1 protein-coding gene and 1 pseudogene are annotated in these 1,346 nt (G+C 73.8%); one reads left to right on the top strand and one right to left on the bottom strand.

Annotated features, from left to right (window positions below; genetic code table 11):
* Positions 1-741 (top strand): annotated as a pseudogene (locus AOK18_RS27310) (HAD hydrolase family protein); the annotation flags it as partial.
* A gap of 66 nt (positions 742-807) precedes the next feature.
* Here AOK18_RS27310 and AOK18_RS27305 read toward each other — a convergent pair.
* Positions 808-1,302 carry a transglycosylase SLT domain-containing protein gene (locus tag AOK18_RS27305; protein ID WP_055696064.1) on the bottom strand — a complete coding sequence of 165 codons (495 nt, stop codon included), beginning with the start codon at positions 1,300-1,302 and terminating at the stop codon, positions 808-810.
* Positions 1,303-1,346 lie beyond the last annotated feature (44 nt).

The following is a 1,346-nucleotide window of genomic DNA, read 5'->3' as shown; positions in this document are numbered from 1 at the left end:
GGTCCTCCAGGAGCGGCCGCCCGGCGCCCAGGGCGGCCGCTCCTGGAGGACCTGGGGGTCACCGGGCTCGCGGTGTGCGGGCAGGGCGCGCAGGTGTACGAGGCCGGCACGGACCGGCTGCTGTGGTCGGTCACCCTGGACCGGGAACTGGCGGAGACCGCGCTCGGCAAGATCGAGGCCGAGGTGGGGGAGCTGTACGCCGCGGTCGACCAGGACGGGGTGGACGGACTCACCCTGATCGAACCGGGCTATCTGATGCCGCACCCGACGCTGCCCGCCGTGCGGGTCGAACGGCGGGACGACCTGTGGGTCCGTCCGATCAGCAAGGTGCTGCTGCGCCACCCCCACCTGACCGACGACGAACTGACGGCGACGGCCCGTTCGGTGGTCGGCTCGCTGGCCACGGTCACCATGTCGGGACCGGGCACCGTGGAACTCCAGCCGTGCGGGGTGACCAAGGCGACCGGTCTCGCGCTGGCCGCCGAGCACCTGGGGCTGGAGCGCGGGCGGACCGTCGCCTTCGGCGACATGCCCAACGACGTCCCGATGTTCCACTGGGCGGCCCACGGGGTCGCCATGGCCAACGCGCACCCCGAACTCAAGGCGGTGGCCGACGAGGTCACCACGTCGAACGAGGACGACGGGGTGGCCGTCGTCCTCGAGCGGTTGTTCGGCGGGGCGGAGCCGTCCGTGCCTCCGCACGCGCTGCCCCGCCCCGGGTCCGGAAGGGTGTCCCGGTAGGCCCCGGCCGGCGCCGGTGCGGCGGACGGGGCCGGTGCGGCCGGTGGCCCGAGGGGTCCGGCCGTCTCAGTAGGCGCCGAAGACGTTGTCGATGGAGCCGTAGCGGTCCGCCGCGTAGTTGCAGGCCGCCGCGATGTTCGCGACCGGGTCGAACGGGTCGAAGACCGTGCCGGGCACGTGGTACGCCCGGAAGGTCGGGTCGATGACCTGCAGCAGGCCCTTCGACGGGGTTCCGGCCAGGGCGTTGGAGTCCCACAGGTTGACGGCCCGCGGGTTGCCGGACGACTCGCGCAGGATGTTGCGGTGGATGGAGTCGTAGCTGCCGGGGATGCCGTGCTGCGCCATGACGGACAGCGCCTCGCGGATCCAGCCGTCGAGGTTGTCCGGGTACACGGTCGCGGCACCGGCGGCGGACGTCGTGACGGCGGTGGGGGCGGCGGGCGCGGCGGAGGCGGTGGTGGCGCCGGCCAGCGGGAGGGCGATCGCCGCGACGCCGGCGACGGCGACGGAGCGCAGGAGGCGGGAGTGGCCGAAGCGGCGGAGCGGACCGGATGCGGTCATGTCTGTGTTCCTCTCCTACGCCTGCGAGGTGAGCTGTCGGGTTC

The organism is Streptomyces prasinopilosus (assembly GCF_001419695.1).
In the GTDB taxonomy this organism is placed as follows: Bacteria; Actinomycetota; Actinomycetes; order Streptomycetales; family Streptomycetaceae; genus Streptomyces; species Streptomyces prasinopilosus.
Note: the sequence above shows the minus strand (reverse complement) of the source record. Positions and strands in the feature narration are given on the sequence as shown.

What these genes read in the sequence shown, in the direction of transcription:
- AOK18_RS27305 (WP_055696064.1), bottom strand. Translation starts at nt 1,302, where the DNA reads ATGACCGCATCCGGTCCGCTCCGCCGCTTCGGCCACTCCCGCCTCCTG.